Source organism: Collimonas sp. PA-H2 (assembly GCF_002564105.1).
Lineage (GTDB): Bacteria > Pseudomonadota > Gammaproteobacteria > Burkholderiales > Burkholderiaceae_D > Collimonas.
The window spans coordinates 644,159-670,018 of sequence record NZ_PDBX01000001.1 but is presented as its reverse complement, the minus strand read 5'-3'; the positions used below and the strand labels follow the sequence as shown (position 1 = coordinate 670,018).

Annotated in this window: 23 protein-coding genes; 13 read left to right on the top strand and 10 right to left on the bottom strand. The window is 60.1% G+C overall.

The features are described 5' to 3' along the window. Window positions 1-17 precede the first annotated feature (17 nt). The 4 genes from BCF11_RS03030 to BCF11_RS03015 all read right to left on the bottom strand — a co-directional run bounded on the left by BCF11_RS03030 (window position 18) and on the right by BCF11_RS03015 (window position 7,496). Window positions 18-3,197 (bottom strand): efflux RND transporter permease subunit, encoded by a 3,180-nt coding sequence (locus tag BCF11_RS03030; protein WP_098493428.1) that lies wholly within the window; start codon window positions 3,195-3,197, stop codon window positions 18-20. Next, complete coding sequence (locus tag BCF11_RS03025) at window positions 3,194-4,396, bottom strand: efflux RND transporter periplasmic adaptor subunit (protein WP_098493427.1); 1,203 nt, start codon at window positions 4,394-4,396, stop codon at window positions 3,194-3,196. Before BCF11_RS03025 ends, BCF11_RS03030 begins: the two co-directional genes overlap by 4 nt. A 17-nt stretch (window positions 4,397-4,413) precedes the next feature. Then, window positions 4,414-5,901, bottom strand: coding sequence for an efflux transporter outer membrane subunit (locus tag BCF11_RS03020; RefSeq protein ID WP_098493426.1), 1,488 nt, complete (start codon window positions 5,899-5,901; stop codon window positions 4,414-4,416). Window positions 5,902-6,068: 167 nt separating this feature from the next. Next, window positions 6,069-7,496, bottom strand: a complete 1,428-nt coding sequence (locus BCF11_RS03015; RefSeq protein ID WP_098493425.1) for an MFS transporter — start codon at window positions 7,494-7,496, stop codon at window positions 6,069-6,071. Between the two features lie 268 nt (window positions 7,497-7,764). On the opposite strand from BCF11_RS03015, the gene BCF11_RS03010 reads away from it, so the two are divergent. From BCF11_RS03010 to ftsB, 4 genes are all read left to right on the top strand, one after another. Then, window positions 7,765-9,417: a CTP synthase gene (locus BCF11_RS03010; RefSeq protein ID WP_098493424.1), complete on the top strand. Its 1,653-nt coding sequence runs from the start codon at window positions 7,765-7,767 to the stop codon at window positions 9,415-9,417. A gap of 9 nt (window positions 9,418-9,426) precedes the next feature. Next, entirely contained in the window at window positions 9,427-10,281 is an 855-nt protein-coding gene (gene kdsA / locus BCF11_RS03005) for a 3-deoxy-8-phosphooctulonate synthase (RefSeq protein ID WP_098493423.1), read from the top strand. Window positions 10,282-10,402: 121 nt separating this feature from the next. After that, on the top strand, window positions 10,403-11,686 hold the full coding sequence (gene eno, locus BCF11_RS03000; RefSeq protein ID WP_098493422.1) for a phosphopyruvate hydratase: 1,284 nt from the start codon (window positions 10,403-10,405) through the stop codon (window positions 11,684-11,686). Window positions 11,687-11,754: 68 nt separating this feature from the next. After that, a complete protein-coding gene (ftsB, locus tag BCF11_RS02995) occupies window positions 11,755-12,135 on the top strand; it encodes a cell division protein FtsB (RefSeq protein WP_098493421.1) in 381 nt (126 codons plus the stop codon). A 92-nt stretch (window positions 12,136-12,227) separates the two neighbouring features. On the opposite strand, the gene hslO is transcribed toward ftsB, so the two are convergent. Together hslO and BCF11_RS02985 are read right to left on the bottom strand one after the other, a co-directional pair. Further along, a complete protein-coding gene (gene hslO / locus BCF11_RS02990; RefSeq protein WP_098493420.1) occupies window positions 12,228-13,190 on the bottom strand; it encodes an Hsp33 family molecular chaperone HslO in 963 nt (320 codons plus the stop codon). A 41-nt stretch (window positions 13,191-13,231) separates the two neighbouring features. After that, on the bottom strand, window positions 13,232-13,756 hold the full coding sequence (locus BCF11_RS02985) for a gamma carbonic anhydrase family protein (protein WP_098493419.1): 525 nt from the start codon (window positions 13,754-13,756) through the stop codon (window positions 13,232-13,234). Between the two features lie 108 nt (window positions 13,757-13,864). Here BCF11_RS02985 and BCF11_RS02980 point away from each other — a divergent pair, with 108 nt between their 5' ends. After that, complete coding sequence (locus BCF11_RS02980) at window positions 13,865-14,710, top strand: ferritin-like domain-containing protein (protein WP_098493418.1); 846 nt, start codon at window positions 13,865-13,867, stop codon at window positions 14,708-14,710. A 510-nt stretch (window positions 14,711-15,220) separates the two neighbouring features. Here BCF11_RS02980 and BCF11_RS02975 read toward each other — a convergent pair. From BCF11_RS02975 to BCF11_RS02960, 4 genes are all read right to left on the bottom strand, one after another. Next, window positions 15,221-15,718 (bottom strand): RDD family protein, encoded by a 498-nt coding sequence (locus tag BCF11_RS02975; protein WP_098493417.1) that lies wholly within the window; start codon window positions 15,716-15,718, stop codon window positions 15,221-15,223. Between the two features lie 65 nt (window positions 15,719-15,783). Then, entirely contained in the window at window positions 15,784-16,512 is a 729-nt protein-coding gene (locus tag BCF11_RS02970) for a DUF3106 domain-containing protein (RefSeq protein WP_233212345.1), read from the bottom strand. Continuing rightward, window positions 16,509-16,943 (bottom strand): DUF3619 family protein, encoded by a 435-nt coding sequence (locus BCF11_RS02965; RefSeq protein ID WP_098493416.1) that lies wholly within the window; start codon window positions 16,941-16,943, stop codon window positions 16,509-16,511. The genes BCF11_RS02970 and BCF11_RS02965 overlap by 4 nt, the downstream gene beginning before the upstream one ends. Then, entirely contained in the window at window positions 16,940-17,509 is a 570-nt protein-coding gene (locus BCF11_RS02960) for an RNA polymerase sigma factor (protein ID WP_061942403.1), read from the bottom strand. Before BCF11_RS02960 ends, BCF11_RS02965 begins: the two co-directional genes overlap by 4 nt. A 648-nt stretch (window positions 17,510-18,157) precedes the next feature. On the opposite strand from BCF11_RS02960, the gene BCF11_RS02955 reads away from it, so the two are divergent. The 8 genes from BCF11_RS02955 (at window position 18,158) to pssA (ending at window position 25,845) form a co-directional block, all read left to right on the top strand. Further along, window positions 18,158-19,885: an acetolactate synthase 3 catalytic subunit gene (locus BCF11_RS02955; RefSeq protein WP_098493415.1), complete on the top strand. Its 1,728-nt coding sequence runs from the start codon at window positions 18,158-18,160 to the stop codon at window positions 19,883-19,885. Between the two features lie 2 nt (window positions 19,886-19,887). Beyond that, window positions 19,888-20,379, top strand: coding sequence for an acetolactate synthase small subunit (gene ilvN / locus BCF11_RS02950; protein WP_014005248.1), 492 nt, complete (start codon window positions 19,888-19,890; stop codon window positions 20,377-20,379). An 80-nt stretch (window positions 20,380-20,459) separates the two neighbouring features. Beyond that, window positions 20,460-21,476 carry a ketol-acid reductoisomerase gene (gene ilvC, locus BCF11_RS02945; protein WP_092359613.1) on the top strand — a complete coding sequence of 339 codons (1,017 nt, stop codon included), beginning with the start codon at window positions 20,460-20,462 and terminating at the stop codon, window positions 21,474-21,476. A 323-nt stretch (window positions 21,477-21,799) separates the two neighbouring features. After that, window positions 21,800-22,750, top strand: coding sequence for an ion transporter (locus BCF11_RS02940; RefSeq protein WP_098493414.1), 951 nt, complete (start codon window positions 21,800-21,802; stop codon window positions 22,748-22,750). 164 nt (window positions 22,751-22,914) lie between these two features. Next, a complete protein-coding gene (locus tag BCF11_RS02935) occupies window positions 22,915-23,682 on the top strand; it encodes an SIMPL domain-containing protein (RefSeq protein ID WP_098493413.1) in 768 nt (255 codons plus the stop codon). Next, window positions 23,679-23,873, top strand: coding sequence for a hypothetical protein (locus BCF11_RS02930; protein ID WP_098493412.1), 195 nt, complete (start codon window positions 23,679-23,681; stop codon window positions 23,871-23,873). The genes BCF11_RS02935 and BCF11_RS02930 overlap by 4 nt, the downstream gene beginning before the upstream one ends. Before the next feature lie 374 nt (window positions 23,874-24,247). Beyond that, window positions 24,248-24,892, top strand: a complete 645-nt coding sequence (locus tag BCF11_RS02925) for a phosphatidylserine decarboxylase (protein ID WP_098493411.1) — start codon at window positions 24,248-24,250, stop codon at window positions 24,890-24,892. 80 nt (window positions 24,893-24,972) lie between these two features. After that, the gene (gene pssA / locus BCF11_RS02920) at window positions 24,973-25,845 is read left to right on the top strand and encodes a CDP-diacylglycerol--serine O-phosphatidyltransferase (protein ID WP_098493410.1); all 873 of its coding nucleotides are present in this window, start codon (window positions 24,973-24,975) and stop codon (window positions 25,843-25,845) included. Window positions 25,846-25,860: the final 15 nt, after the last annotated feature.

Here is a 25,860-nt window from a genome sequence, read left to right as displayed (position 1 = left end):
GGCAATTTCTGTTTTGATTATTTCGAATCTATCACGGTGGCGCCCGATGTTGCAGTGGCTTTACGCGCCGCCTTGCGCGCACGCCGCGCTTCCTTGCGGCGCTCATACCAGTAATGGGCGCGGTCCAGGTATAGATAGACTACCGGCGTGGTGAACAAGGTCAGCGCCTGCGACAGCACCAGGCCGCCGACCATGGCATAGCCCAGCGGACGACGAAGTTCCGAACCGGCGCCATGCCCCAGCATCAACGGCAAGCCGCTCAGCAGCGCGCACATGGTGGTCATCATGATCGGCCGGAAGCGCAGCAGGCAAGCCTGGTAGATCGCTTCTTCCGGTTTCATGCCGTGCTGCCGTTCTGCGGTCAGGGCAAAGTCGATCATCATGATGCCGTTCTTCTTGACGATGCCGATCAGCAGGATGATGCCGATCAGCGCAATCACGCTCAGATCATAACCGCCCATCATCAGGATCAGCAGGGCGCCGACGCCGGCCGACGGCAGGGTCGACAGAATAGTCAGCGGATGGATGTAGCTTTCGTACAGCAGGCCCAGCACAATGTATACCGCAACGAGGGCGGCGGCGATCAGGTAGGGTTGCGACGACAGCGAATCGCCGAAAGCCTTGGCGGTGCCCTGGAAGGCGCCGGTCAGAGTCGGCGGCACGCCCATCTGGTTCTGCGCCTTGGTGATGGCGTCGACCGCTTCGCCCAGCGCCACGCCAGGCGCCAGGTTGAAGGAAATCGTCACCGCCGGGAACTGGCCCTGGTGGCTGATCGACAGATAGGAAGTCTTATTGGTGTCGATGGTGACGAAAGTCGACAGCGGCACCTGCTGGCCAGTGACCGGCGAAGTCAGGTAGAGCTTGCTGAACAGGTCGGGATCTTGCTGCAGCTTGGGCGTCACTTCCAGGATCACGTGGTAGCTGTTGATCTGGGTGAAGTACTGTGCCACCTGGCGCTGGCCGATCGCATCGTAGATGGTGGAGTCGATCAGCGCCGGTGTGATGCCGAAGCTGGAGGCGCGCGCGCGGTCGATGGTCAGGCTGGCCGAGGCGGCGGCATTCTGCTGGTCGGAGGCGACATCGGTCAGCTCTGGCAACTGGCGGAAGCGGCTCAGCAATTTCGGCGCCCAGACGTTCAGTTCATCCAGGTTGGAGTCGGTCAGCGTGTACTGGTACTGGGTGCGCGACAAGCGGCCGCCGACGTTGATATCCTGGCCGGCCTGGAGGAACAGGTTGACCCCTTGCACCTTGGCCAGCTGCGGCCGCAGGCGGGTGATGATCTCGTCGGCGCTGGCGGTGCGTCCCTCATCCTTCGGCTTCAGGCTGATGAAGAAATTGCCGGTGTTGAAGGTGTTCTGGCCGCCGCTCATGCCAAAGCCGGTAACGTCCGGATCCTTGCGCACGATATCGGCCAGCGCCAGCATGCGCCGGTTCATCGAGGAGAACGACGAGTCCTGTCCGGATTCGGCAAAACCGAAAACGAAGCCGGTATCCTGCTGCGGGAAGAAGCCTTTCGGGATCACGATGAACAGCGCCACGGTGGCGATCATGGTGGCGAAGAACACCATCAGAGTGATGAACTGGTGGCGCAACACTACGTGCAAACCGCGCTTGTAGCCGTTCAGCATGGCATCGAAACCGCGCTCGAACATCTGATACATGCGGCCATGCGATTCGGCCGAGTGCGGCTTCAGGAAACGCGAGCAGAGCATTGGCGTCAGGGTCAATGAAATCGCCACCGAGACCGCGATCGTCAGTGTCACGGTAATCGCAAATTCACGGAACAAACGGCCGACGATACCGCCCATCAGCAGCAGCGGAATGAACACCGCCACCAGCGATACCGAGATCGAGATGATCGTGAAGCCGATTTCTCCGGCGCCCTTGTAGGCCGCTTCCATCGGCGTCATGCCTTCTTCTACATAGCGGTAGATATTTTCCAGCATGACGATGGCGTCGTCGACCACGAAGCCGACTGCAATGGTCAGCGCCATCAGCGACAGGTTGTCCAGGCTGAAGCCCAGCAGATACATGATGCCGGCCGTGCCGAGCAGCGCCAGCGGCACCGTCACGCTAGGGATCAGGGTAGCCGGCACGTTGCGCAGGAACAGGAAAATCACCAGCACCACCAGGGCGATGGTCAGCACCAGCGTGAACTCGACGTCGGCCACCGATGCGCGGATGGTCTGGGTGCGGTCGATCAGAGTGTTGATATGCACGGTCGGCGGGATTGCAGCCTGCAGGCGCGGCATGGCGGCCTTGATGCGGTCCACGGTTTCGATGACGTTGGCGCCAGGCTGCTTGGTCACTGCCAGCACGATCGAGCGGCCGTTGATGATGGTGTTGCCGGCCGCCGCGGCGGCGCCGGCATAGGCCCAGCCGGCGACCTTGACGTTCTCCGGCGCGTCTACCGCGACGCCGACGTCGCGCACGCGGATCGGCGCGCCGTTCTTGTAGGCCAGCACCATGTCGTTCCAAGGCTCGGCGCTCAGCAGCTGGTCATTGGTGTAGACGGTGAAGCTTTGCTTGGCGCCGTCGACCGTGCCCTTAGGCTGGTTGACGGTAGTGCTGGCGATTACGCCGCGGATGTCTTCCAGGCTGATGCCGATGGCGGACAGCTTGGTCGGATCGACCTGGATCCGCACCGCCGGTTTTTGCACGCCGCCGATATTCACCAGGCCGACGCCGGGAATCTGCGAAATCTGCTGCGCCAGGATGTTGTCGGCGAAGTCATTCACCTGGATCAGCGGCAAGGCGTCCGACTGCACCGCGATCACCAGGATCGGCGAATCGGCCGGGTTGACCTTGCGGAAGGTCGGTGGACTCGGCAGGTTGGCCGGCAACTGGCCGCTGGCGGCGGTGATTGCCGCCTGGACGTCGAGGGCGGCGGCGTCGATGTTGCGGTTGAGGTCGAACTGCAGCGTGATTTGCGAGGAGCCGAGCGAGCTGCTGGAAGTCATCTGCGACAAGCCGGCGATCAGCGAGAACTGCCGTTCCAGCGGCTGCGCCACGCTCGACGCCATAGTTTCCGGACTGCCGCCGGGCAGGTTGGCGGAGACCTGGATGGTCGGGAAATCTACCTGCGGCAGCGGCGCCACCGGCAGCAGCGGCCACACCGCTGCGCCCACCAGGAAAATCGCAAGCGCTAGCAGGGTGGTGCCGATAGGGCGTTTAATGAAGGTGGCGGAGATGCTCAATTGCTTGCCCCCTTAGATGCGGCTGCCGCCGCACTGGAAGCGCTGCTGTTGCCGTGCACTGCAGTATCCTCGCTCACCTTGATGCCCGGCTTCAGCTTGTACTGGCCGTCGACCACTACCCGTTGCCCGGCGCTCAAGCCCTTGTCGATGACGGCGATGCCGTCCTGGATATTCGCCACCTGGATGGTCTGGATCTGCGCCTTGCCGCCGGCGTCAATCACGTAGGCGTAAGTGCCGTCCTGGCTGCGCTGCACGGCGCTGGCCGGAATCGTCAAAGCTTGCTTGCGGTCGCCCAGCACCAGCCGCACGTTGACGTACTGGCCCGGCCACAGCACATGCGACTGGTTCTGGAAAATCCCTTTCAGCTGCACGGTGCCGGTGCTGGTGTCGATCTGATTGTTCAGCAGGGTCAGGCTGCCCTGCGACAGCATGGCGCTGCTGTTGCGGGCAAAGGCCTGCACCGCGAGCGGCTTCTGGCTGCCGTGCAGGGCGGCGTTGATATTCTGGAAGCTCTCTTCCGGCAAGGTGAACACCACCGCGATCGGATCGATCTGGTTGATCACCACCAGGCCGTTGGTATCGGCGGCGTGGACGATGTTGCCGGGGTCGACCAGGCGGGCGCCGACGCGGCCGCTGATCGGCGCCAGGATGCTGGTGAAGCTGAGCTGTACCTTGGCGTAACTGATTTGCGCATCGTCGGCTTGCACCGCGGCCTGCAGCTGGTTGACCTGGGCATGTTGCGCATCCAGGGTCTGTTGCGTGGCGGCGTCTTGCTGCACCAGCGTGGTGTAGCGTTGCAGGTCGAGCCTGGCGTTGACCAGCGTCGCCTGGTCCTTGGCTTTTTGCGCCACCGCTTGCGCCAGCTGCGCCTGCAAGGTGCGCGGATCGATTTGCGCCAGCAACTGGCCGGCCTTGACGTCCTGGCCTTCGACGAAGCCGACCTTGTCGAGCTGGCCGTCGATGCGCGCCTTGACTGTCACGCTAGCGTTGGAGGTGACGGTGCCGACGCCGGACAGGTACATCGGCACATCTTGTTGCTTCACCGGCGTGGTGCTCACCGATACCGCCGGCGCTGTGGCGGCCGGCGGCGCGGCAGCGTCAGCTTTGTGGCTCAGGCCCCAGCCGGCGGCGCCGATCAGGACCAGTATCGCGGCAGTGATCAGCAGCGTCGAACGGGTTTTGGAAAGTGTGGTGGTCATGTCGTCGGCTCGGAAAATTAATTGGCAGTATTGTTGTTTTTTGCTTGCGCGGCGTTGTCAGGCTGGTTCAGCTGGGACGCATCCCAGCCGCCGCCGACCGCCTTGATCAGCGCCACGCTGGCGACCAGCTGGCGTCCCACCAGCTGCACCAGGGTGCGCTCATTGCTCAGCGCCAGCGTTTGCGCTGTAACTACCGCCAGGTAGGTGGCGGTGCCGGCGCGGTACTGGCTGAGCGCCAGCTGCTCGGCCAGCTGCGAGGCTTTCACGGCTTGCCCTTGGGCCACCGATTCCTGGTCCAGCACATTCAGCCTCGCCAGGTTGTCTTCCACTTCCTGGAAGCCGCCCAGCACCGTTTGCTTGTACTGCGCCACTGCTGCGTCATACACTGCGACCGCCTGCGCCGTATGGGCGCGGCGCAGGCCGCCGTCGAAAATCGTTTCGGCCAGCGCCGCTCCCAGCGACCACACCCGGCTTGGCGTATTGAACCATTGCGCCAGGCTGCTGCTGTTGAAGCCGCCGCTGGCGCTCAGCGTCAGCGCCGGGAAGTAAGCCGCCTTGGCGACGCCGATATTGGCGTTCGCCACCGCCACATTGCGTTCGGCGTTGGAGATATCCGGCCGCCGCTCCAGCAGGTCCGACGGCAGTCCGGCCGGGATCGCCGGCAAGCCTGCCTGCATCTTGGCCACCATTTGCGGATCGGCCGGCGCCGCCGCCAGCGTGAATCCGGCTGGCGCCTGGCCGGTCAAGATGGCGATGGCATGTTCCAGCTGGCTGCGCTGCGCCTGCAAGTCGATGGCTTGCGCTTCGGCGGTCTTCAGCTGGCTTTCCGCCAGCGCCACATCCGAGCGCAGCGCGACGCCGACGGCGTACTGGCTTTGTGTCAGCTTGAGCGAGCGGGCGTAGGCCGCGGTGGTGCGCGCGTACAAGTCTTTCAGCAGGTCGGTAATGCGCAATTGCAGATAGTCTTGCGCCAGGGTCGCCTGGATGCTGAGACGGGCAGCCGCCAGGTTGGCCGCGCTGGCCTGGCTGCCGGCATCGCCGGCTTCCATCGAGCGCCGCACGGCGCCCCAGACATCCGGTTCCCAGCTGCCCTGAAGTCCGGCGCTGTAGTTGTTGCCGAGGCGGACGCCATTGCTGTTGCTGAGCGAGCGGCCGGTGCCGGCATTGACGCCGACCGTCGGCCAGAAGCCTGAGCGCGCGGCGTCCGCCGCAGCGCGCGCCTGGCGGTACTGGGCCTCGGCCTGGGCGATATTCTGGTTGGCCTGGTTGGCTTGCTGCATCAGCGTGTTCAGCGTGCTGTCGCCATACGCTTCCCACCAGTTGTGGCTGCTGTCGATCTGCTGCGGTTCCGCCTGCTTCCAGGGGCCGCTTTCCTTATAGTGGGCGGGCAGGTCCATGGCAGGGCGTACATAGTCTGGGCCGACTGCGCATCCGGCCAGCGCTAGCGCGACCGCGGCAGCCAGGATGGTGCCGGAGAGATTTTTTGAGGGCGGTGGGAAATTCATGAGTCTGATTTGGCTGGCGTCCGGAACTTCGAATGGAGTGCCTTAGCAGCCTGCGGCGAGAAATGCTCATTCGCGCCGCGCGCAGCATCGGGCAGTATTTGAAGATACTTTAAATCCTGCTGCGGTACCCGATGCTGTCACTAATATGACAATTCTGTCAGTTTCGCTTACACCGGGGTTTCCTGCATGCGCCCGTGACGGATGCGCAGCGCGCTGATGATGGTGGCAAGCAAGGTTGCACTGGCGGCAAGCCAGAGCGACAGATGCACTGCGCTGGCGTCCAGCTGGGCGGTGCTGGCGCTGGCCTGGGCGATGCTGGTGGCGGCCAGCACCACGGCAACCAGCGCCGCGCCCAGCGACTGGCCGAAGGTACGGGCAATCGCCAATACGCCGGAGGCGGTGCCGCTGCGGGCGCGCGGCGCGTTGCTCAGCATTTCGCGGTTGTTGGGACTTTGGAAAAAGCCGAAGCCGAGTCCGCAGACAAACGCACGCCATAAAATATCCGGAATCGATGCGTGTTCGCCGAGACAGGCCAGCAGCACCAGGCCGATGGTCAGCACCAGCAGGCCGCAAGTCGACAGCAGTGCCGCCGAGTAGCGGTCGGCCAGGCGCCCGGCAATCGGCGCCGTGATGGCGATGGCAACCGGCCAAGGGGTGAACAGGGCGGCGGAGAGCAGCGGCGTGAAGCCATAGGCGCCCTGGAACAGGAAGGGCAATGCAATAAAGGCAATGCCCTGGCCAACAAAGGAGCAGAGCGAGGTGGCGACCGCCATCGAAAAGCGTTGTGATGCAAAAATATCAAGCGGCAGCAGCGGCGCCGAATATTTCCGTTGTCGGATAATAAACAGAATGATCGCGGCCAGTGCAATGCCGCCCAGTATGAGTTCCTTGGTCCAGCTGTCGTGGCGCGACAAGCCGTCCACCGCCATCACGAAAGTGCCGAGGGCAACCGCCGACAGCAGCGCGCCGGTGGCGTCGAACTTGCCGCCGCGGCCGGGATCGCGTGGCAGCACGCGCCGCGCCAGCAGCAAGGTAATAATCCCGATCGGCACGTTGACGGCGAACAGCCAGGGCCAGCTCAGCACTGACAGCATCAGGCCGCCGATGGCCGGTCCGGCGGCGGTGGAGGAGGCTACCACCAGCGCATTGACGCCGAGCGCCGTGCCCAGCAGCCGGGTCGGGAAGATGTTGCGGTACAAGGCCGGCCCGATGCTCATGGCGGCAGCGCCGCCCAGGCCTTGCAGGAAGCGCATGCCGTTGAGGATGGGCAGCGACGGCGCCAGGGCGCAGCCCAGCGACGCCAGGGTAAACACCAGGATCCCGCTCATGTATAGCCGGCGGAAGCCGAACACTTCGCCGATCGAGGCGAACGCCACCATGGTCATCGCGCCGGCCAGGATATAGGCATTGGCGATCCACACCGCCGCCGCCGGATCCACCTGCAGGCTGCGTGCGATCATCGGCAGCGCGACGTTGACAATGGAGCCGTCCAGCACGGTCATGCTGGTGCCCAGGATCATGACGATAATCGCCACCCGGCGGGCTGCGCCGGGCAGGCCGTCGTCTTCCGGCATGTCGCCGAACAGCTGGCTCATAAAGGCAGAACGCGCGGCATCGGCGCAACACTTGATTGGAGGAGAGGCAAGATAAGCACGTCCGGATGGGAGAATAGGGAGAGATCGATAGGCCGGAGCCGAAGCCGGGAATTATTACATGAAGCGCAATTTCATGCAGGCAGGCAGCCGGCCGTTTGCCGATGGAGAAACACAACAGGCAGTATTTTTCCGCGCACTGGCGGCTGCCGGGAGCACTGTTTGATGTATAATTCGAATTTCCCGCATGTGCCGTTCGGCACCTTCTGTAATGACTAAGTTTGTATTTGTTACCGGTGGCGTTGTCTCATCCCTTGGTAAAGGGATTGCAGCCGCCTCACTCGCCGCGATTTTAGAATCACGCGGTCTTAAAGTCACCCTTCTTAAACTCGATCCGTACATCAACGTCGATCCAGGCACCATGAGCCCGTTCCAGCACGGCGAAGTGTTTGTGACCGACGATGGCGCAGAGACCGATCTCGACCTCGGCCACTATGAGCGCTTCATCACGGCCAAGATGAAGAAGGTGAATAACTTCACCACAGGCCAGATCTACGAATCGGTGATCCGCAAGGAACGCCGCGGCGAGTACCTGGGCAAGACGGTGCAGGTCATTCCGCACATCACCAACGAAATCCAGGATTACATCTACCGCGGCGCCGAAGGCTTCGACGTGGCGCTGGTGGAAATCGGCGGCACCGTCGGCGATATCGAATCCCTGCCATTCCTGGAAGCGGCGCGCCAGCTGAGCCTGCGCGCCGGCCGCAAGGCGGCGGCTTTCGTCCACCTGACGCTGGTGCCGTATCTGGTATCGGCCGGTGAACTGAAGACCAAGCCGACCCAGCACAGCGTGCAAAAGCTGCGCGAAATCGGTATTTCGCCGGATGCCTTGCTGTGCCGCGCCGACCGTCCGATTCCTGACGACGAACGGGCCAAAATTTCGCTGTTCTCGAACGTCCAGGGCGACGCCGTGATTTCGGTGTGGGACGCCGACACCATCTACAAGATCCCGCAAATGCTGCACGACCAGGGCTTGGACGCGATTGTCTGCGAAAAGCTCGGCCTGTCGCCGAAGCCGGCCGACCTTTCGGTCTGGACCAAGCTGGTGCACGCGCTGGAAAATCCAACCTACGAAGTCACCATCGGCATGGTCGGCAAATACGTCGACCTGACCGAATCGTACAAGTCGCTGACGGAAGCCTTGCGTCACGCCGGCATCCATACTGGCAGCCGGGTCAACATCGAATACCTGGATTCGGAAGAAATCGAAGCCACCGGCACCGCTCCGCTGGCCAAGTACGATGCGATCCTGGTGCCTGGCGGTTTCGGCAAGCGCGGTGTGGAAGGCAAGATTGCCGCGGCCCGCTTTGCCCGCGAAAACAAGATCCCTTACCTCGGCATCTGCCTCGGCATGCAAGTCGCGCTGCTGGAGTACGCCCGTAACAAGGCCGGCCTGCCACACGCCAATTCGACTGAATTCGATGCCCAGACCGACCAGCCGGTCGTAGCCTTGATCACCGAATGGCAGAACCACGACGGCAAGGTAGAGTTGCGCGACGTTAACTCCGATCTGGGCGGCACCATGCGCCTGGGCGCGCAAACCTGCGACATCAAGCCGGATACCCTGGCTTCGGAAATCTACGGCCCGACCGTGACCGAACGCCATCGTCATCGCTACGAAGCCAACAACCATTACCTGGAGCGCATCGAAGCGGCCGGTCTGGTGGTGTCGGCCCGCACGCCGACGGAAGACCTGTGTGAAATCATGGAATTGCCGCGCACTGGCGACAACGCCCACCCTTGGTATGTCGGCGTCCAGTATCACCCGGAATTCAAGTCGACTCCGCGCGATGGCCATCCTTTGTTTATTTCGTTCATCAAGGCTGCGCTGGCGCACAAGCAAGCCAACACCGCAGCTGCGTAAGGAAAGAACATGAAACTTTGTGGCTTTGACATCGGTCTGGATCAGCCGTTTTTCCTGATCGCCGGCCCCTGCGTGATCGAATCGCGCCAGATGGCGCTCGATACCGCCGGAAAACTGAAAGAGATCACCAGCGAGCTGGGCATCAATTTCATCTACAAATCGTCGTTCGACAAGGCGAACCGCTCATCCGGTTCGTCGTTCCGCGGCCTCGGCATGGACAAGGGGCTGGAGATCCTGGCGGAAGTCAAAGCGCAAATCGGCGTGCCGGTGCTGACCGATATCCACGAAATCTATGAAATCAAGCCGGTGGCAGCGGTGGTTGACGTCTTGCAGACGCCGGCTTTCCTGTGCCGCCAGACCGATTTCATCAACGCTTGCGCGCAGTCCGGCAAGCCGGTGAACATCAAGAAGGGCCAGTTCCTGGCGCCGCACGACATGATCAACGTCATCGCCAAGGCCCGCGCCGCGGCGCGCGAAGCCAGCCTGGACGAAGATAATTTCATGGCCTGCGAACGCGGCGCCTCGTTCGGCTACAACAACCTGGTGTCCGACATGCGCTCGCTGGCGATCATGCGCGAAACCGGTTGCCCGGTCGTGTTCGACGCTACCCACTCGGTGCAATTGCCGGGCGGCCAGGGCAGCACCTCCGGCGGCCAGCGCGAGTTCGTGCCTGTGCTGGCGCGCGCGGCGATCGCGGTAGGCGTCTCGGGCGTGTTCATGGAAACCCATCCGAATCCGGCCGAAGCCAAGTCGGACGGCCCCAATGCGGTGCCGCTGGGACGCATCAAAGAATTGTTGTCGACCATGATAGACCTGGACCGGGTCGTCAAAAAGAATGGCTTTATCGAAAGCAATTTCGGTTGATTGCTTGGGGGGACGGTATGGGACTATATAGCTGCCGCTATACAAGTAAGTGGTGAAGCTTGAACCTTGTCCCCGCAAATGGTTTTAATATCGCGCATATTTTTATTTGATAGGGAAATACATGAGTGCAATCGTTGACATCATTGGCCGCGAAATTATTGATTCGCGCGGTAATCCGACTGTAGAGTGCGACGTCCTGCTGGAATCCGGCGTGATGGGCCGCGCGGCTGTGCCGTCCGGCGCATCCACCGGTTCGCGCGAAGCGATCGAGCTGCGCGACGGCGACAAGAGCCGTTACGGCGGCAAGGGCGTCCTCAAAGCCTGCGAGCATATCAACACTGAAATTTCTGAAGCCATCATGGGTCTGGATGCCAGCGAACAAGCGTTCCTGGATCGCACCCTGATCGATCTCGACGGCACTGAAAACAAGGGCCGCCTGGGCGCCAACGCCATGCTGGCAGTGTCGATGGCGGTGGCCAAGGCTGCTGCTGAAGAAGCTGGTCTGCCGCTGTACCGTTATTTCGGCGGCAGCGGCGCGATGCAAATGCCGGTGCCGATGATGAACGTCATCAACGGCGGCGAACATGCCGACAACAACCTGGATATCCAGGAATTCATGATCATCCCGGTCGGCGCACCTAGCTTCCGCGAAGCGCTGCGTTACGGCGCTGAAGTATTCCACGCGTTGAAGAAAATCCTGCACGACAAGGGCCTGGCCACCTCGGTTGGTGATGAGGGCGGCTTTGCGCCTAACCTGGCCAGCCATGAAGAAGCGCTGAAGCTGATCATCCAGGCGATTGAAGCGGCCGGCTACGAGCCAGGCACCCAGATCGCCCTCGGCCTGGATTGCGCCGCCAGCGAATTCTACAAGAACGGCAGCTATGTCCTGGCCGGCGAAAACATGACCCTGACCGGCGCTCAGTTCACCGGTCTGCTGGCATCGTGGTGCGACAAGTACCCGATCATCAGCATCGAAGACGGCATGGCGGAAAACGACTGGGACGGCTGGAAACTGCTGACCGAAACCCTCGGCAAGAAGGTCCAGCTGGTGGGCGACGACCTGTTCGTCACCAACACCAAGATCCTGAAAGAAGGCATCGACAAGGACATCGCCAATTCGATCCTGATCAAGATCAACCAGATCGGCACCTTGACCGAAACTTTCGCTGCGATTGAAATGGCCAAGCGCGCCGGCTACACCGCAGTGATCTCGCACCGTTCGGGCGAGACTGAAGATTCGACCATTGCGGATATCGCCGTTGGCATGAACGCCTTGCAGATCAAGACCGGCTCGATGTCGCGTTCGGACCGCATGGCCAAGTACAACCAGCTGCTGCGTATCGAAGAAGACCTGGGCGACGTCGCCAGCTATCCTGGCCGTGGCGCGTTTTATAATCTGAAGTAATCAAGCCGGGGTGGGCATCAGTGTCCGCCCCGATTTACATATAAGACAGTAGAACCAAGCCCGAAACGATGCGCCTGATTGCCATTTTCCTGACTGCCTTGCTGATACTGGTCCAGTACCCACTGTGGCTAGGCAAGGGCGGCTGGCTGCGCGTCTGGGATATGGATCAGCAGGTGCATGCCGCGCATGACAAGCTCGACGAGCTGAAAGCGCGCAACGCCAAGCTGGATTCGGAAGTGCATGATTTGAAAGAAGGCACCGGTGCCGTCGAAGAACGGGCGCGGACAGAGCTAGGCATGATCAAGCAGGATGAGATCTTTATCCAGATCCTCGATCCGAACGGCAATCCGGCCGATGCGCCGGCGCCGCCGAATGCGGAACTGACTGCGGTGGAGAAGACGGTGGCAGTTGCCGTTCCGGATGAACGAGGCAAGAAGCCGCAGCACTGATATATGGAATTTTTGCGGGCAGCTCGGCAAGAGCGCCCGCTGCATCAAGCCACGGCGCTGCATTATGTTGAATAATGCAGCGCCGTTTTGTTTTAGTGCTTGCTGGTCCCGGTAGTCAGCAGCGCCTCGACCGGCGCTTCCGTAGCGAACAGGTGAGCGCAGTCCACTTTGTCGAATTCATAATGCTGGCCGCAGAAATCGCAATCCACCGCCAGCTTGCCCAGGTCCGCCAGGGCTTCCTCGATTTCGGGCTTGCCCAGCATTTTCAGCATGTTGCCGACTTTTTCGCGCGAACAGTTGCATTGGAAACTAGGCAGCTGCGGCTCGAACACGCGGATGTTTTCTTCCCAGAACAGGCGCCGCATCAGGGTCTGAATATCGGTCGTCAGCATTTCTTTCGGCTGCAGGGTGCCGCCCAGCGCCATGAAGCGGTTCCATGTCTCCAGGTCGTCGTTGACCGGTGCATCGATGCCGCCGTGATTCGGCAGTTTTTGCAGCAGCAGGCCGCGTGCAACCTTATCGTCGGCGGCCAGCCACAGTTTGGTATCCAGCTGTTCCGAGCGCAGCATGTAGTTTTCGATGACCGTGGAGACGCTCTCGCCGTCCAGCGGCACGATACCCTGGTAGGGTTTCTGGCCTGGCATCTTGTCTTGCGGATCGAGCGTAATGACGAAGCGCCCCTGGCCGTTCAGGTTGACCAGCTGCGACATGCTGGCATCGTCGTCGATCACCGCGTCCGGCGCCAGCTTGGCGGTAGCGCGCATGTGCAGCTGCGAATCGCACTCGGCCACCAGCAGGCGGACCGGGCCGTCGCCGTGAATCTGCATGACGATGACGCCATTGAATTTCAGGTTGGCGGACATCAAAGCCGCGGCTGCCATCATTTCACCCAGCAGGGTCGTCACCGGCTGCGGATAGTGATGATGGGTCAGCACCTGCTGCCAGGTGGTGGACAGCTCTACCAGCTCGCCGCGCACTGCGGCATTCTCCACCATGAATTTCTGCAGCGAATCGCCGGCCGTGTCGCTTGTTTCCAGCATTGTTGTTACGTCCATATCTTTATCCAGTGTTTTTCTGTTCAGTGACTGCTTGCGGATTATCCGATTTGCTTGAGCCCGGTCTTGTACTCCTGGCCACGCGCGATATAGTGGGTGGCGTTGCCGGCCAGCGCAGCGACATCCTGTTCGCTGAGGGTGCGCACCACTTTGGCCGGGGAACCGATGATCAGCGAATTGTCGGGGAATTCCTTGCCTTCGGTGACCAGCGCGCCGGCGCCCACCAGGCAGTTCTTGCCGATCTTGGCGCCGTTCAGGATCACGGCCTGGATGCCGATCAGGGCGCCGTCGCCAATCGTGCAACCATGCAACATGGCCTGGTGGCCAATGGTAACATTCCTGCCTATCGTCAACGGAAAGCCCATATCGGTATGCAGCGTACTGCTTTCCTGCACATTGCTGCCCTGGCCGACCGTGATCAATTCATTATCGCCGCGGATGGTGACGCCGAACCAGACGCTGGCGTCGGCTTCAATCTTTACCTTGCCGATCAGGTTGGCGGACGGCGCGATATAGGCCGATGGGGCGATGTCGGGGGCATGCTCGCCCAATTGGTAGATAGCCATAAGTTATGTAAAATACGCTCCGTAAAATGCTGGATGCCGTTAATTAATCTCAATAGATATGTCCGTAGTCCGATTTTTCAACCGTACCGTCATTTTACCGTCCCTGACATGAACCAGCCGTCCGATTCTTGCCTCGCCATCGCCACTGACTCCAAGGCGGAGCTGCGTACGCTCGCCCTGCAATGCCTGTGCGAGGCAGATGTCGCGGCCAAGCTTGCCGCGGTTGAGGCGATGGCAGTCGCCTGGGGTAATGGCGGCATGACACTGGCTGCGGACGCAGCGCTGAGCGCCGTCGCTGGCATTCCGGGGCGGCCGTTACTGCCGGCGCTGGTGCCGCCGCGCGAGGTAAAGCATCGCTCCATGGCGACAGTGGAAGGGCGCGCCGCCATGATCCACGCACTGGCGCACATTGAATTCAATGCGATCAACCTGGCGCTTGACGCCATCTGGCGCTTTGCCGGCATGCCGCCCGGCTATTATGCCGACTGGCTGAAAGTGGCGCGGGAGGAAGCTTATCATTTTAGCCTGCTGGCAAGGCATTTGCGCACCCTGGGCCATGCTTACGGCGATTTCTCCGCGCACAACAGCTTGTGGGAGCTGACCGAAAAGACCAGCGACGACATCGTCGCCAGGATGGCGCTGGTGCCGCGCATGATGGAAGCGCGCGGGCTGGACGCTTCGCCGCGCACCCGCGCCAAGCTGGCGCAGGCCGGCGATGAAGAGGCGGCGGCGATCATCGACATCATCCTGCGCGACGAGATCGGCCATGTGGCCATCGGCAACCGCTGGTACGGCTGGCTTTGCCAGCACCGCCAGCTGGAGCCGCTGGCAGCCTTCGCTGCCTTGGCGGTGCAATACAAGGCGCCGATTTTGCGCGGGCCCTTCAATCTGGAGGCGAGGAGGGCGGCCGGGTTTTCCGAGCAGGAGCTGCTGGCCTTGCAGCAGCAGGAGTAAAAAAGCCGCCCAGCTGGACTAATGCCGTTCAGTTAAGACTGAACGGCATTTTTATTTGCGGAATTCGTAGGGAGGGCACTCCGTGCCCACGCGGACGGGCCGGGGCGCGTAGCCGGGGCACGAATGTCAGGGACACGAATATCCATGATACTGCGTGGGCACGGAGTGCCCACCCTACGGCAGCGACTTTCAGTAAGGAATGATTAATTGTGTAGCGATTTTGTATCCGGCCGGTTGCTGCGCCCCTGCTTGTGTGGTCGAACTGATGGCGCTGCTGTTCGCATTCGGCGCGATAAGCGCTGCGGGCTTCCTGAGCTCGCGACAAAGCACCGGTAGGGTGGGCACTCCGTGCCCACGCGGATAGGACGGGGGCGCGTAGCCCGGGTGCGAATGCCCAGGGACGTAAATCTCCACGGCACTGCGTGGGCACGGAGTGCCCACCCTACGCCATGTCGTTCTGCCCTAACTGAACAGCATTAGCCCAGCTGGACGGCTATTTTTACTTTGTGGTTAGTGATACCACTTGTGCTTGGCGGTGGGAACGGTGATTTCCGCCATGTTCACCAGCCTGGTGCCGGCGATGCGGTCGTGCAGGAACTGGCGTTCGGGATCCAGGTAAATCGTCATGGCCCAGAGGATGAAATTGGCGGCCGGCACCCAGATCAGCATCCAGGTATGTGCGCCCAGCGCCCAGGCCAGCGCCAGTCCCGGCAGAAACCAGCACCAGCTCAGCAGGAAGCGCAGCGCCGCGCGCCCGGCCTTGACCGCGCTGCCATCGTGCTTGACCAGCCGGATGCGCCAGGTTTTCATGGCCAGGGTCTGGCCGCCGTGGCTCCAGCACCAGACGAAATACACGGTCAGCACCAGGAACAGCCAGGCTTGCTGGGCATGCCGCAGATAGAGGGCGTTACGCTGTTGCAGCAGGGTGGAAAAAATCCAGCCTGAAATAAACAAGATGCCGAACAGCAGCATGGCTTCATACATGATGCTGCCGAAACGGCGTTTCAACGATGGAGTCTGCTGCGCGCTGGCGAGCGCTGGGACGGCGGGTGACGCGGGCGCGTTCAAAATGCTTATTTGGCGGCAGGCGCAACGGCCGGCGCCGGCGCAGCGGTTGCCGCCGACGTTGTCGTTGCCGGCGGAATCACCGCGGTTTGATCCGTACCTGCCGGCGGCGCCAGTTTGACCGGGGCGGACGGCTTGTTCTTGTTTAAATTGGCCGGCGGCATGGTGGTCACGCGCTTATGTAGTGGCGTGGCTTGTTCGGCCAGCTCTTTCTTTTTTTCTTCGGAGAGTTGCTGGTACTGCTGCCAACGCAAGGCCCTCTGTTCGGTATCCAGCTTGTTGGCGCGCGCATAGTTTTCACGCGCGATGCGGCGTTGCTCGGGCGTCAGGGTGACCCAGCCGCGCATGCGGGCTTGCAGCCTTTCCTGTTCGGCCGGCGTCATGTTGATGTAACGGCCGCTGATTTCCAGCCATTTCTTGCGGGTAGCCGGCTTCAGCTTATCCCAGTCCGGCTCCAGCGGCGCCAGGATGTGCTGCTGCACCGCAGTCAGCTCGACCCAATTGGGCACGGCATTGCCGATCACCTTGGTCATCTTGGGGAGGTTGACGTGAGCCTCGTTGGCGCTGGCCGCGAGCGGAGCGGCATGGGTCGGCACCACCGGTCCGACCACCGCCAGTACGGCGCCGCCGGTGATCAGCAACGCAAAAGCAGCGCCGATCAGGCGCTTGGCGCGACCGCTCAGCTTGCCGGCCGCGGCTTTGCGCTCACTCGGATGGGGAGAAGTGGTCAAGGTCATTGCTCTTGCTGCGTACTGTCTTGCTGCGGTTCCTGCTGCTGCGCCAGATAGGCGCTGAAGCCACGGTCCAGGTAGGCTGATGGCGGTAGTTCATCCGACAACACGGCAGCGTCGATATCGGCGGCGGCGGCAATCCGGTGCTGCTGCTCGAATTGATACAAACCTGTCAACAACACCACGCCGGCCAGGATAGGTGCAGCGACGCCGATGCGCGTCAGCCAGGACAGCGGATCATTGAAGAAATTACCCGCATGGCCGGCCAGTACGCCCTGGCGCGCCACGACACGGGTCGGAGCGTCTTTCTTCTTGCGCGCAAGCGCAGCCTGGCGCGCTGCGGCCAGACGGTCGACTGCCGGCGCCGGCAGGTTGTCCAGGTTTTCATTCAGTGCATGCCGCACCTTGAAAGCGAAGTTGATTTGTTTGTGGTTCATAAGCTGATTCCTTTGGCCTTGAGCGACAGCGCCAGAGTGTGCGTTGCGCGAGAGCAGTGCGTTTTTACGCTGCCTTCCGAGCATCCCATTGCGGCCGCGGTCTCGGCAACATCCATGTCCTCCCAATAACGCATCAGGAAGGCTTCCCGTTGACGCGCCGGCAGCTTCTGTACTTCCTGGTCGATGATGTTGAGAATTTGCTCACGTTCCAGCTTGTTGGCGCTGGACTCCGTAGCCTGCGAATCTTCCGGCGATTCGAAGGTTTCCAGGACATCATAGTCTTCATCATTGGCGTTGTTATGCCCCATGCTGGAAAACAGGCTGACCCAGGTGTTGCGGACTTTTTCCCTGCGGAAATAGTCATGTATGGTGTTCTGCAGGATGCGCTGGAACAGCATCGGCAGCTCGGCGGCCGGCTTGTCGCCATATTTTTCGGCCAGCTTGATCATGGCGTCCTGGACGATGTCCAGCGCCGATTCATCCTTGCGGACGGCATATACCGCCTGCTTGAATGCCCGGCGCTCGACATTTTCGAGGAAGTCGGAAAGTTCTTTATCTGTGGCCATGCTGTGCGGCGGATTCGATCATTGACGGGCTAATTAACGGGCTACTGCTTTGGTTCAAGATACTGTTTCTCTGTGTTGTCATGCTGCCGGAAAACGGTCACGCCTGGAGCGGACCCCGGTGTTGACTCGTTTACGCCAGCCGCCCTTGGCCTGTGTCTGGAATTGTTTCGGCCATCGCCTTGATAAACAATGGCTTACGATTAATTTCAAGACTGGCCGAATGCTAGCAAAAAAGGCGGGTGTTGTGGGCAAAACTACAGCAAAAGACATGATTTAAAACGGATTTGATGTAATTGGGCTTGACCGAAATGAAACTACGCATTATGGTAGCTATCCGCCTCAGCATCCTGAGGTGTGACTAAAGCCTTTCGCTGACGACCCAAGATGTTGTTCAACGGACAGGCATGCTGCATATTTGTAAGCTGTTTGCTCTAACCCGTGCCACAAGCGCGAGAATCAGGCGACAACGTAAGCAGGAATTTCGGCCGAACGAGTAGCGTTTAGCGCCATTTTGAATCGTATCTACGGCTACGCAACGGAATGACGTGATCGCACAAAGAAGGGACGCCGTAGCACTGATACGCTTCGCCATTTCGTCAGGAAAGAGCATCCGATCAATTTCCAATGGACCTTGAAAGGATCTAGTAAATGAGCAAAGACACAAACTTGCCTGTCACCGGCGCGGAAATTCTGGTGCGCTGCCTGGCGGAAGAGGGAGTCGAACACGTGTTCGGTTATCCCGGTGGCGCTGTGCTGTACATCTACGACGCCATTTTCCAGCAAGAAAAATTCCAGCATATCCTGGTACGTCATGAGCAAGCTGCGATTCACGCAGCCGATGCCTATTCCCGCAGTTCGAACAAGGTTGGCGTGGCTATTGTCACGTCCGGTCCCGGCGTCACCAATGCGGTGACCGGCCTGGCCACAGCCTATATGGACTCGATCCCCATGGTGGTGATTTCGGGTCAGGTGCCGTCTTATGCGATCGGCGAAGATGCGTTCCAGGAATGCGACACGGTCGGCATTACACGCCCGTGCGTCAAGCACAACTTCCTGGTCAAGGATGTCAAGGATCTGGCATCGACCATCAAGAAGGCTTTCTTTATCGCCAGCACCGGCCGTCCCGGCCCCGTGCTGGTGGATATCCCTAAAGACATCACCATGCACCGGCACGTCTTCGACTATCCGAAGGAAATCGAGATGCGTTCGTACAAGCCGGTGGACAAGGGCCATTCTGGCCAGATCCGCAAGGCGGTGCAACTGCTGCTGACGGCGGAACGGCCGATGATCTACGCTGGTGGCGGCGTGATCCTGGCGAACGCCTCGCCGGAGCTGAACAAGCTGGTCGACCGCCTCGGCTATCCATGCACCACGACACTGATGGGCCTGGGCGGCTACAAGTCGTCGAGCGACAAGTTCGTCGGCATGCCGGGCATGCACGGCACCTACGAAGCCAATATGGCGATGCAGAACAGCGACGTGCTGATCGCCATCGGCGCCCGTTTCGACGACCGCGTGATCGGCAATCCGAAGAATTTCTCTTCGGTCTCGCGTAAGATCATCCATATCGACATCGACCCGTCGTCGATCTCCAAGCGTGTCAAAGTGGATATCCCTATCGTCGGCAACGTCAAGGATGTGCTGCAGGAACTGCTGGCGCAGCTGGATGCCGCCGAGACCCGGCAAAATACGTCGGCCCTGTCCAGCTGGTGGAAGCAGATCGAGGAATGGCGCGGCCGCGATTGCCTCAAGTTTACCGATTCGAAAGAAGTGATCAAGCCGCAGTCCGTGGTGCAGAAGGTCTGGCAGATCACCGACGGCGACGCTTTCATCACCTCCGACGTCGGCCAGCACCAGATGTGGGCGGCGCAGTACTACGGCTTCGACAAGCCGCGCCGCTGGATCAATTCCGGCGGCCTCGGCACCATGGGCGTCGGCCTGCCGTATGCGATGGGCGTGCAGATGGCCAATCCGGGTGCGACCGTGGCCTGCATCACCGGCGAAGCCTCGATCCAGATGTGCATCCAGGAACTCGCCACCTGCAAGCAATATCATTTGACGCCGAAGATCATCCTGCTCAACAACCGTTTCCTCGGCATGGTCCGGCAATGGCAGCAGATCGACTACGGTTCGCGCTATTCCGAGTCTTACATGGATTCGCTGCCGGACTTCAGCAAGCTGGCCGAATCGTTCGGCCACGTCGGCATGAAGATCGAGAATCCAGCCGACGTCGACGGCGCACTGAAGGAAGCATTTGGCATGAAAGACAGGCTGGTATTCATGAATTTCATTACGGATCAAACCGAAAACGTCTGGCCGATGGTCAAGGCGGGCAAGGGCTTGACTGAAATGCTGCTCGGTTCGGAGGATCTGTAATCATGCGCCATATCGTTTCTGTACTGCTGGAAAATGAAGCCGGCGCGCTGTCGCGCGTGGTTGGTCTGTTTTCGGCCCGCGGCTACAACATCGAGACATTGACGGTCGCACCGACCGAAGATGCGACCTTGTCACGCATGACCATCGTGACAAGCGGTTCGGATGACGTGATCGAACAGATCACCAAGCACCTGAACCGTCTGATTGAAGTCGTCAAAGTGGTCGACCTGACCGAAGGCGCACATATCGAACGCGAGCTGATGTTGATCAAGGTGCGCGCGGTCGGCAAGGAACGCGAAGAGATGAAGCGCACCGCGGATATTTTCCGCGGCCGCATCATCGACGTCACCGACAAGTCCTATACCCTGGAACTGACAGGCAACAAGGGCAAGCTGGACGCGTTCATCGATTCGATCGACCGTGCAGCGATCCTGGAAACCGTCCGTACCGGCGGCTCCGGCATCGGTCGCGGCGAGCGCATTCTCAAAGTTTAAGCAAACAGTAAATAAGACAGCGCGCTGAGACGCTCAGCGCAATTCACATCAAACATCAAATTACATATATAGGATTAAAAATGAAAGTTTTCTACGACAAAGACAGCGACCTCTCCCTGATCAAAGGCAAGAACGTTGCCATCATCGGTTACGGTTCGCAGGGCCACGCCCACGCGCAAAACCTGAATGACTCGGGCGTGAAAGTCACCGTCGGCCTGCGCAAGGGCGGCGCTTCGTGGGACAAGGCAAAGAACGCTGGCCTGAACGTGGCCGAAGTCAACGACGCCGTCAAAGCTGCCGACGTCATCATGATCTTGTTGCCGGACGAAAACATCGCCCAGGTTTACGCAGAAAACGTTGCGCCGTTCGCCAAGCAAGGCGCGACCCTGGCGTTTGCCCACGGCTTCAACGTCCACTATGGCCAAGTCGTGCCGCGCGCCGACCTCGACGTCATCATGATCGCACCTAAGGCACCAGGCCACACTGTCCGCGCGACCTACACCCAGGGTGGCGGTGTGCCGCACCTGATCGCGGTTTACCAGGACAAATCCGGCAGCGCCCGTGAGATCGCCCTGTCGTACGCAACCGCCAACGGCGGTGGCCGTGCCGGCATCATCGAAACCAACTTCCGCGAAGAAACCGAAACCGACCTGTTCGGCGAACAAGCAGTTCTGTGCGGTGGCGCGGTTGAACTGATCAAGGCTGGATTCGAAACCCTGGTGGAAGCCGGCTATGCTCCGGAAATGGCTTACTTCGAGTGCTTGCACGAACTGAAGCTGATTGTCGACCTGATCTATGAAGGCGGCATCGCCAACATGAACTACTCGATCTCCAACAACGCTGAATACGGCGAGTATGTCACCGGCCCGCGCATCGTGACCGAAGACACCAAGAACGCCATGCGCCAGTGCCTGAAAGACATCCAGACCGGCGAATACGCGAAGAGCTTCATCCTGGAAAACAAGGCCGGCGCACCGACTTTGATTTCCCGTCGCCGCATCACAGCTGAACATCAAATCGAGCAGGTTGGCGAACAACTGCGCGGCATGATGCCTTGGATTAAGAAAAACAAGATGGTCGATCAATCGAAGAACTAATCAATTAAGTTCGGATAAATGAGAGGGGACGGCACTGCCGTCCCCTTTTTGTTTACATTTGGCGGTACCTAACACTACCGTCATCCCCGCGTACGCGGGGATCCAGCTTGCTGACTAAAATGGATTCCCGCGTGCGAGGGAATGACGCGCCTAGACCGGGGCGCGTAGCCGGGGGCGCCTGGACCAGGGCGCATAGCTGGGGTCGCCAATGACGCACCTGGGAAGTCGAGCTTCTCCGTAAGAGTAAAGTACGATGCGATTGACCCGCATCCATACATTGTTTAGATTGTGGAATCAGCAATCGCCCGATTTATCTAGGAAATATGGCAACAAACACCATAGGCAGCAAATTCGGAAAACCTGACCGCGGCTGGCGCGAGCGCCTGTACACGATCATTTTCGAAGCCGATACCGAAGCAGGGCGCCGCTTCGACACTGCCTTGCTGATCATTATCGTCCTCAGCGTGGCGACGGTCATCATCGACAGCGTCGGCGCCGTGCGCGCGCGCGAATTGGCGGTCCTGAATGTCCTCGAGTGGACCTTCACAGCCTTGTTCACCATCGAGTACGTGGTACGCCTGCTGTGCGTCAAGCGGCCCTTGCGCTATGCCCTGAGCCTGTTCGGCATCATCGATCTGTTGTCCATCCTGCCGACCTACCTGGCGATCCTGCTGCCGGAATTCCATTTCCTGATCGATGTCCGTCTGCTGCGCATGCTGCGCGTGTTCCGCGTGATGAAGCTGCCGCGCTACTTCGACGAGTCGCAGGTGTTATGGCAGGCGCTGCGCAACAGCCGCCACAAGATCCTGGTGTTTCTCGGCGTGGTGCTGATCATGAGCGTGATCCTGGGCACCATCATGTATGTGATCGAAGGGCCGGAAAACGGCTTCACCAGCATCCCGGTCGGCATGTACTGGTCGATCGTGACGCTGACCACCACCGGTTATGGCGATATCCATCCGAAGACGCCGATGGGCCAGCTGATCACCTCGTGCGCCATGCTGCTGGGCTACGGCATCATCGCGCTGCCGACCGGCATTGTCGGCGTCGAGTTGGCGATGACCATGATGAAGGGGACGCCGACCACGCGCACCTGCACGCACTGCCTGACCGAGGGGCACGAAGCCGATTCGCTGTTCTGCAAGCACTGCGGCGAAAAGCTGGAGCCCTACCAGTATGACGCGGCCGCGGCCGGTACCGACCCGTCCGCCAACCTGGCGGACTTCAAGGCGCGCATGGGGCTCAATGTGCACCGCGATCCGCCTCCAAAATAAGATCACCTTGCCGCTCGCCGGTTTCTTGCGGCCTTGCGTTTGAATCTAACAACAGGCAACATTGTGAGCGAACTAAATTGACAGAATATAATCGAAGGGTGGTCTGTAATTAATAATCCTTGGAGCGCACTGTCTGTAGCGCTCCTTTTTTCTTGGAGAAAAATATGTCGCGATCACGCAAATTGATGTTGTCGTCCCTGCTGGCTGCCACCGGTTTTGCCGCACACGCTCAGGCGCCTGCGCCGACGCTGTCCAGCGGCACCCTGGTGATCGTGCCGGCCTATGGCGAAGTCAAGCACGCCAATGACCAGGTAAGGATCACCTTTAACGTCGAAGAGCAGGACAAGGACAAGGCTGCCGCGGCGTCGCGCGTCAACGTCAAGATGAAACAGGGCACCGATATCCTCAAGCGCCAGGATCCGCAGGCGATTCTGCAGACGCGCGGCTACTACACCTATCCGGTCTATCCGGAAGAGCAGCCGCAACCGCGCGGCAACGGCAACAAGCCGCGCCAGCCGACCGGCTGGCGCGTCGGCCAGTACCTGGACGCCACCACCACCAACCTCAACAACCTGCCGAAAACCGTGGCGGCAGCGCAAAGCGTGATGGGCCTGAACGGCTTGTATTTCGGCTTGAGCGACGCCACCAGCAAGAAGCTGGACGACCAGCGCATCGCTGCCACCTACAAGAACCTGACTGAACGGATCGCCTCGATCGCCCATGCAATGGGCCGCAATCCTGCGGACGCCGTGCTGGATACCGTGGATTTCGAGGGTTCCGGCAACTATGCCCAGGAATCTTCGGCCGCACCGAAGGCCATGATGATGCGCGCTGCCTCTATGAACGATGCGGCGCCGGTGGAAGAGCCTAGCTTTGAGCCGGGCGAAACCACCCTGAACATGCGCGTGGTCGGCAAGGTCCGCTTCAAATGATGCGCTCCACTGTCATTGGCCTGAGCCTGGCCGCCGCCGCATTGGCGCTGGCCGGCTGCAAGCCTTCGGCGCCGCCGCCGCAGATTTTCAAGACCCAGACCGATGCGCTGGAAAAGGCCAAAGGGGTGGAGAAGCAGCTGCAGGATGCGCAAGACAGAAACCGCGCGGCGGAAGCGGAGCAGGAGAAATAGACAGGGATCAGGCGATTGTCTGCTGATACCTGTTACAGGCCGGGTCAAGCTACGCTAGCCCGGCCTTTCAATTAGCAGCGATTTATCGATTTATTGCGTTATTATTAATGCCGTACTGACTATATTTACTCACGTCAATAAAATCGAGCGAGAAGCTTGGTCTTTTTATACAATGCCAAAGATCATCTAGTATCATGCTGACGGTCGGCAGCGTTGATTTGGCTTCCTTATCCAAGTACTACATCAGGCGGCACGGCGCTGGCATGGTTGGTTTCCGGCCTGCAGTAATCGTTATGCGGCAGGTTACATTTATTCCCTGCTCGACTAGAATAGCCACGCTTTCAAATTTCCATCATTTACCAAAATAATCCGGAGTGCAGTTGAATAATTACCCCCATCCTATTATTGCCCGCGAGGGTTGGCCGTTTTTGGGCATCACCTTTGCGGTCGCGCTGCTGATCACGTTTTTTTCCCTTGCATGGTCGCTGCCGTTCTGGATTATTGCCTTGTTCGTATTGCAATTCTTCCGTGATCCGGGTCGTGTGATCCCGCAAAATCCGGCGGCGGTGCTGTCGCCTGCCGACGGCCGCATCGTCGTGGTTGAAAAGACCATGGATCCTTACGCCAATCGCGAAGCCCTGAAGATCAGCGTCTTCATGAATGTCTTCAATGTCCATTCGAATCGCGCGCCGGTCGACGGCAAGATTGAAAAAGTAGAATATTTTCCGGGCAAGTTCGTCAATGCCGATCTGGACAAGGCATCGGTTGAAAACGAACGCAACGCCTTGGTGATCACTGCGGCCAATGGCCAGACCGTGACTTGCGTCCAGGTCGCCGGCCTGATTGCGCGCCGCATCCTGTGCTACGTCAAGGCCGCCGATGTGCTGAGCCGCGGCCAGCGCTACGGCTTTATCCGTTTCGGTTCGCGCGTCGATGTCTATCTGCCTTTGACAGCCACTCCCAAGGTTGCCGTCGGTGACAAGGTTTCCGCTACCGAGACCATCCTGGCCGAGTTTTAAACGCTGCGCCTTCAAGGCGCTGCTTGCAGGATTGTTTGCATAGTTGTTGTTTGTATTGAGTTGATTGAAACGGAACTTACATGGCCACATTCAAGCGCCGTAAAGCGAAGAGTAACGTCGCACAGTTCCCCAAAGCGCTGCGCCCGTACAAGAGTCCCGAGCGCAGCGAGTATCTGGACGAAGAAGATATCAGTCCGCCGGCGCGGCGCCGGCGCGGCATCTATCTGTTGCCGAATGCGTTTACCACGGCAGCACTGTTTTGTGGTTTCTATGCCATCGTGATGGCGATGAACCTGCGTTTCGATCAAGCCTCGATCGCCATTTTCGTGGCGATGGTGCTGGACAGCCTCGATGGCCGGGTCGCTCGCTTGACCAATACCCAGAGCGAATTCGGGGCCCAATACGACAGCCTGTCCGACATGGTGTCGTTCGGCGCCGCGCCGGCGCTGGTGGTGTACGAGTGGTCCTTGCGCGGCATGGGCAAACTGGGCTGGCTGGCGGCTTTCGTCTATTGCGCCGGCGGCGCCTTGCGGCTGGCGCGCTTCAACACCAATATCGCGGTGGTGGATAAACGTTATTTCCAGGGCTTGCCTAGTCCTGCGGCAGCGGCACTGGTGGCCGGTTTTGTGTGGCTGATGGACGATCTTGGTTTCCAGGGCACATCGCTGAGTTGGGCTGCCTGGGCTATCACCTTGTACGCCGGCCTGACCATGGTCAGCAACGTGCCTTTCTACAGCTTCAAGGACATCAACCTGCGCAAGCCGATGCCCTTCATCGCGGCGTTCCTGGTGGTGCTGGCGCTGGTGGCGATTTTCAGCGATCCGTCAAAAGTATTGTTCGGTCTGTTCGTGATGTACGCCTTGTCGGGCTTCGGCGTGTATTTCTGGCGTTGGTTCAAGGGCAAGCCGGTCAGCATCGTGCAGACGGAACTAGAGCACGACGATAAGGACTAAGGTAATGCCCGTGAA